Annotated in this window: 3 protein-coding genes; all 3 read left to right on the top strand. The window is 75.9% G+C overall.

All coding sequences use genetic code 11. The features are described from left to right. The coding region (locus ACFWIS_RS40160) for a thioester reductase domain-containing protein (RefSeq protein ID WP_380463845.1) at window positions 1–3,590 on the top strand (3,590 nt) is incomplete at its 5' end. Between the two features lie 46 nt (window positions 3,591–3,636). After that, window positions 3,637–5,271 carry a histidine ammonia-lyase gene (hutH, locus tag ACFWIS_RS40155; protein ID WP_380463844.1) on the top strand — a complete coding sequence of 545 codons (1,635 nt, stop codon included), beginning with the start codon at window positions 3,637–3,639 and terminating at the stop codon, window positions 5,269–5,271. An 8-nt stretch (window positions 5,272–5,279) separates the two neighbouring features. Beyond that, window positions 5,280–7,106 carry an AMP-binding protein gene (locus ACFWIS_RS40150; protein WP_380463842.1) on the top strand — a complete coding sequence of 609 codons (1,827 nt, stop codon included), beginning with the start codon at window positions 5,280–5,282 and terminating at the stop codon, window positions 7,104–7,106. The last annotated feature ends 74 nt before the right edge of the window (window positions 7,107–7,180 follow it).

The raw sequence follows: 7,180 nt of genomic DNA, 5'->3' as shown, positions 1-7,180 counted from the left end.
CCGGTGTTCCGGTCGACTGGTCGGGGTTCTTCACCGGGCGGGGCGCCAGGACGACGGACCTGCCCACGTACGCCTTCGACCACCACCACTACTGGCGCGGTCGGCAGAGCGGAACCGATCGCTCCGCCACCGGCCACCCGCTCCTCACCTCGGTGGTCGAGGACCCGGAGAGCGGCCGCGTCACGCTCACCGGCCGGCTGGTCGGCGACCTGCCGCCCACCGGGGTCTGGGTCGAACTGGCACTGCGCGCCGCCGACGAGGTCGACTGCACCACCGTGGACGAGCTGGTGATCGACGCGGCCGTGGCGCCGGAGCGCGGTGCCGCCGCCCACCTGCTGGTCGTCGTAGACCCGCCCGGTGCCGACGGCCGCCGCGCGGTGCGCATCCACGCCCGTGCCGGTGAGGCCGCCGCCTGGGCCCGGTGCGCCCACGGCCTGCTCAGCCCGGCGGCCGGGCCCGTCTCCGGAGCCGATGCCTCAGCCACCCCCGCCGGCCCGGACCTCGTGGTCGCCGACGACGAGGCCGAGCGCTACGTCCTTCACCCCGGGCTGCTGGCCGCCGCGATCGGCGGCCGGGACGTCCGCCGCTGGGACGGGGTCCGCGTCCACCGCAGCGGCACCGGCCGGGTGCGGGCGGCGGTCCCCGCCGACGGTCCCGGGCTGGTGCTCACGGACCGGGCCGGGCTGGTGGTCGCCACCGTGGACGCGCTGACCTGCGGGGACGTTCCCTCGGTGCGCCCGGCCGACGACCTGTACCGCATCGCCTGGTCGCCGGTGGTGCTGCCCGCCGCCGGGGCGGCGGCCCCGGACGTCGAGTACGTCACCGACGGGCTCCCCCTGCACGACGTGCTGAGCGCCGCTCAGCGGGCCCTCGCCGCCCGGTCCGAGAGACCGCCGCTGGTCGTGGTGACCCGGGGCGCGGTGTCGGTGGACGGGGAGGAGCCGTCGGAGGCGGCCGCCGTCTGGGGCCTGCTGCGGTCCGCCCAGGCCGAGCACCCGGGCCGGTTCGTCCTGGTGGACGCCGACCCGGCCGACACCCCGGACACGAACCAGGCCCCGGCCGACACCCCGAACCCCTTCCTCCCGCCGTCCCTGCTGGCCGCCGTCGCCGCCGCCGGCCTCCCCCAGCTCGCCCTGCGCGCCGACCGCGTGCTGGTGCCGAGGCTGGCCCCGGCGACCCCGGTCGCCGTCCCCGCCGTCCCCGCCGTCCCCGCCGGAGGAGTTGCCGCCGCACCAGCCGCGGCCGCACCCGCCGGAGAAGCTGCCGCCGCACCCGCCGCGGCCTCCCGCGCCGCCGGCTGGCCCTCCGAGGGCACGGTGCTGATCACCGGCGGCACCGGCGCGCTCGGCGCCGTGATCGCCCGTCACCTGGCCGCCGAGCACGGCGTACGGGACCTGGTGCTGACCAGCCGCAGCGGCCCGAACGCGCCCGGCGCGGCCCGGCTGGTCGAGGAGCTGGCCGCGCTCGGCGCCCGCGCCGAGGTCGCGTCCTGTGACGTCGGTGACCGGGCGGCCCTGGCGGCGCTGCTCGCCGGATTGCCCGCCGACCGGCCGCTGCGCGCGGTGGTGCACGCCGCCGGGGCGCTCGACGACGGCGCCTTCACCGCGCTCGACGCGCGGCGCCTGGCGACGGTGCTGCGGGCCAAAGCGGACGCGGCCCGGCACCTGGACGAGCTGACCCGGGAGCACGAGCTGACGGCGTTCGTCCTGTTCTCCTCGGTCGCGGGCGTCTTCGGCGGCCCCGGGCAGGCCAACTACGCGGCCGCCAACGCGGCGCTGGACGCGCTGGCCCAACGGCGCGCCGCCGTCGGGCGGCCCGCCGTCTCGGTGGCCTGGGGGCCGTGGGACCTCGACGGCGCGGGCATGGCCGCCTCGGCCGATCTGCGCCGGGTGGCGCGCGAGGGCTTCGGGGCGATCCCGGCCGCGCGCGGCATGGCGCTGCTGGACACGGCCGTCGTGAGCGGCGAGCCCCTGCTGGTCGCCTGCCCGCTGGATCTGGACGTGGTGCGGCGGCAGGCCCCCGTACCGCCGTTGCTGCGCGCCCTGGCCAAGCGGGGCGACCGGCGCGGGCCGGAGGAGGACGGCGGTGCGGCGGTGCCGGTCGACGAGTTGGCCGCGCTGCCGGCCGCCGACCGGCGGGCCCGGGTACTGGACCTGGTGCGCGGCCGGATCGCCACCTTGCTGGGCCTGGACGCGCCGTCGGCCGTCCGGGACGACGCACCGCTGCCGGAGCTGGGCTTCGACTCGCTCAGCTCGGTCCAGCTGCGCAACCAGCTCGATGCCGCCACCGGCCTGCGGTTGCCGCCCACCCTGGTCTTCGACCACCCCACCGCGCGGTCGCTCGCCGAGCGGATCCTGGCCGAGCTGCTGCCCGAGGAGGCGGGCGGCACGCCGGACCGGCCGGCGCAGGCGGGCGCCACGGGGTCCCGTCTCGCCGAGGACGCCGTCCTGCCCGAGGACATCCGGCCCGCCGCCGAGGTCGTGACGGCCGCCGAGCGCCCGCGCGAGGTGCTGCTGACCGGGGCCACCGGCTTCGTCGGCGCGTTCCTGCTGCGCGATCTGATGCGCGACACGGACGCGGTGGTGCGCTGCCTGGTCCGGGGGGCCGACGAGGCGGACGCGCGGGAACGGCTGACCGAGAACCTGCGCTGGTACGGGCTCCTGGACGACATCGACCCGGACCGGCTGGACGTGCTGGCCGGCGACCTGGCCGGGCCGCTGCTCGGTCTGGGCGCCGAGGTGTTCGACGGCCTGGCCCGTTCGGTCGACCTGGTCGTCCACGCGGCAGCCCAGGTCAACTGGCTCCAGCCGTACTCCGCGCTGCGGGCGGCCAACGTCGGCGGGACGACGGAACTGCTGCGCCTGGCGGCCCGGCACCGCAGCGTGCCGCTGCACTACCTGTCCACCACCGGGGTGTTCGCCCAGGCGGTGGAGGCCGGGGTGCCGCTGCGCCCGGAGGACCCCACCGGGCCGCCGGAGGAGCTGCGGACCGGCTACACCCGGAGCAAGTGGGTGGCCGAGCAGGTCGTCGGCCTGGCCCGCGAGCGCGGGCTGCCGGTGACCGTCCACCGGGTCGACCTGGTCTCCGGCGACCAGCGCAACGGCGCCTGCCAGACCCGGGACTTCGTCTGGCTGAGCGTCAAGGGCCTGCTCCAGGCCGGTGCCGTTCCGACCGGTCTCGGTGGTGGCTTCCAGCTGGTGCCGGTGGACTACGTCAGCGCCGCCGTGCTCGCCCTCACCCGGCGCCCGGACGCGGTGGGCCGCACCTTCCACCTGTCGGGCCGCGCCCCGGTGACGTTCGCCGAGATCGTCGGCCATCTGCGCTCCTTCGGACGCGAGTTGGTCGAACTGGAGCCCGCGGCCTGGCGCGAGCGGGTCACCGCCGACCCGGACAACGCGCTCCTGCCGCTGCTGGAGTCCTTCGAGGCGGTCTCCGGGGACCGGGCCACCGACGTCTACCTGCCCATCGACAGCTCGCTGACCGACGCCGCGCTGGCGGACACCGGGGTCGTCCGGCCCGCGCCGACCCGGGAGCTGTTCCGTACCTACCACGCCTTCTTCACGAGGACCGGTTACTTCCCGCCGCAGTGAACACCGGCCCCGTTCCCACCGCAGTACGGCAAGAAAGAGGACAGTCATGCTCATCACCCGCGATCCGGGTACCCGCCTGCTCGAAGTACCGCTGGACGGCCACGCGCTGGCCGTGGAGGACATCGTCTCCATCGCCCGGGACCCGTCCGGCCGACTCGTCACCCTGGCCGCCGGGGCGGCCGAGGCGATCGCCGCCTCCAACGCGCTCAAGCACCGGCTGCTCGACTCCGGCACCCCGATCTACGGGGTGACCTCCGGGTTCGGCGACAGCAGCACCCGGCACGTCTCCAAGCGCAAGACCGCGCTGCTCCAGGAGAACCTGATCCGCTTCCTGTCCACGGGCACCGGCCCCAAGGCGCGCGCCGACGTCGTCCGCGCCACCATGGCGGTCCGCGCCAACTGCCTGGCCCGCGGCGTCTCCGGGGTGCGGCCCGAGCTGGTCTCGGCACTGATCGACCTGCTCAACGCGGACATCCTGCCGCAGATCCCGGAGCGCGGCTCGGTCGGAGCCAGCGGCGACCTGGTGCCGCTGAGCTACCTCGCGGCCGCGCTCACCGGGGAGGGAACGGTCACCCACCAGGGGCGCTCCAAGCCCGCCGCCGAGGCCCTCGCGGACGCCGGCCTCACCCCGTTCACGCTGGAGGCCAAGGAAGGGCTGGCCCTGGTCAACGGCACGTCGTTCATGTCCGGATTCGCCGTCCTCGCCCTGCACGACGCCCGGGAGCTGGCCTTCACGGCGGACCTGTGCACCGCGCTCACCAGCCAGGTCCTGCTCGGCAACCCGGGGCACTTCGCCGCCTTCCTGTTCGAGGCCAAGCCGTTCGACGGCATGCTGGACAGCGCCGCGACCGTCCGGGCGATCCTCCGTGACGACACCGGCACCGACCTGGGACTCCTCCACCCCGACGCCGACTTCGCCGAGCTGGAGCGGCCGGTCCAGGACCGCTACTCCATCCGCTGCGCGCCGCACGTCACCGGCGTGCTGCGGGACACCGCCGACTGGGCCCACCGGCTGCTGTCCGTCGAGGTCAACTCGGCCAACGACAACCCGCTGTTCGACGTCGCCACCGGCTCCGTGGGCAGCGGCGGCAACTTCTACGGCGGCCACGTCGCCCAGGCGATGGACGCCCTGAAGACGTCCGTGGCCGGCGTCGGCGACCTGCTGGACCGCCAGCTCGCCCTCGTCGTCGACGAGAAGTTCAACAACGGCCTGACCCCGAACCTCATCCCGGTGCTCGGGCCGGAGGACTTCGAGGCCGGGCTCTTCCACGGCTTCAAGGGCATGCAGATCACCGCCTCCTCGCTGGCCGCCGAGGCGCTCAAGTGGACGATGCCGGCGGCCTCGTTCTCCCGCTCGACCGAGGCGCACAACCAGGACAAGGTCAGCATGGGCACCATCGCCGCCCGCGACGCCCGGTCGGTGGTCGAACTGGTCCAGCGGATCGCCGCCATCCACCTGATATCCCTGTGCCAGGCGGCCGACCTGCGAGGCCTGGAGGTGCTCAGCCCGCCGAGCCGGGCCGCGTACGACGAGGTGCGCGCGGTCTGCGCGTTCCTGGACGGCGACCGGCCGATGGACGTCGACATCGAGCGGGTGGCCGTGCTGATCCAGTCGGGCCACCTGCGCCGCGCCGTCGAGCCGCACACCCGCGGGACCGAGCAGCCGCAGGGGGCCAGGTGAGCCCGGCGGTGGCTGCCGAGGCCCGGGTGATCGGCCGGCGGCGGGCGGACGGCAGCTGGCTCCTGCGGGTCGCCGAGCAGCTGGGGGAGCACCCGCCGACGCTCGCCGACACCCTGCTGGACCGGGCGGCCCGCCACCCCGACGCGGTCCTGGCCGCGGAGCGGGACGGCGACGGCTGGCGGAGCCTCACCTACGGCGCGGCGGCCGAGGCGGCCGCCGCGCTGGGCCAGGCCTACCTGGACCGCGGGCTCGGCCCCCGCAGCCCGGTGCTGCTGCTGTCCGGCAACTCCCTGGACCACCTGCGGCTCACCCTCGCCGGCTACCTCACCGGGGTCCCGGTCGTGCCGGTCAGCGCGGCCTACTCGCTGCGCAGCGCCGACCACGGCCGACTGCGGGCGTTCACCGAACTGGTCTGCCCGGGGCTGGTGTTCGCCGAGGACGGCGAGACGTTCCGGGCCGCCCTGGACGCCGTCCGGAGCACCGCCGACGCCCGGGCCGGTACCGCCGGTGAAGCGCCCGTGACGGTCGTCTCCCGCCGGCCCGGCCCGGCGGACCTGACGGTCGAGGCGCTCCGCGGCACGCCGGTCACCGGGGCCGTCCGGCGGGCCCACGAGGCCCTGACCCCGGACACGGTGGCGAAGATCCTGTTCAGCTCGGGCTCGACCGGCACCCCCAAGGGCGTGCTCAACACCCACGGGATGCTGTGCGCCAACCAGCAGATGATCCGGCAGATCTGGCCCTTCCTCGGTACCGAGCCGCCGGTGCTCACCGACTGGCTGCCGTGGAGCCACACCTTCGGCGGCAACCACAACCTGCACCTGGCCCTGGCCAACGGCGGCACCCTGTACATCGACGACGGATCGCCGGCACCCGGCCGGTTCGGCCGCACCGTCGAGGCCCTGCGGCAGGTGCCCCCCACGGTCTGCGTCAATGTGCCGGCCGGGTACGCCCTGCTCGCCCAGCGGCTGGAGAACGACCCGCCGCTGGCCGAGCGGGTCCTGTCGCGGGCACGGGTCCTCGTCTACGCGGGCGCCGACCTGCCCGACGCCCTGCGGGAGCGGCTGCGCGCCCTGGCCCGCAAGGCGACCGGCCGGGAGATCGAGCTGGTGTCCTCGTGGGGTGCGACCGAGACCGGGCCGGCCGCCACCTCCACGTACGGTGGCGTCGGCGAGGGCATCGGGATACCGCTGCCGGGCGTCGAGCTGAAACTGGTGCCGCACGGCGGAGCCGTCGAACTGCGCGTACGGGGAGCCTCGTTGACCCCTGGCTATGTCGGCGCAGAGCTCGGCGGGATGCTCGACGAGGAGGGGTACTACCGCACCGGCGACGCCGCCCGGCTCCTCGACCCGGACGGCGACCCCCGCCGCGGGCTGCGGTTCGACGGCCGGATCGCCGAGAACTTCAAGCTCGGCAACGGCACCTGGGTGCAGTCCGGCCGACTGCGCAACGCGCTGCTGTCGGCCGTCGGGGTGCTGTCCGACGCCGTCCTGGTCGGCAGCGACCGGCCCTGCGTGACGGCGATCGGCTGGCTGGCCCTGGACCGGGCCAACGACCTGCTGGGCACCCGGGCCGCCGACGCCGCCGAACTGCTCCACGACGAGGGGCTGCGCCGCCACCTGGCCGGGGGCCTGGCGGGCCTCAACGCGGGGGCGGGCTCGGCCTCCCGGGTCGAACGGCTGGTGCTGGTCGCCGAACCGCCGAGCATGGACGGCGGCGAACTCACCGACAAGGGCTACCTCAACCAGCGCGTGGTGGTGGAGCGGCGGGGCGCGGCCGTCGAACTGCTCTACGCCGAGGAGCCCGACCCGGGGCGGGTGATCGTCGCCGGCCGCTGACCCCGCCGCCGTTCCGGCCGGCTCGCTGCCGGACCGGCCCCGCCCACCGGCCCCGCCCACCGGGCCACCCGTCC

It is taken from the genome of Kitasatospora sp. NPDC127060, from assembly GCF_042724935.1.
Taxonomy (GTDB): Bacteria; Actinomycetota; Actinomycetes; order Streptomycetales; family Streptomycetaceae; genus Kitasatospora.
The sequence above is the reverse complement of the archived record's forward strand: the minus strand, read 5'-3'. Positions and strand labels throughout refer to the sequence as shown.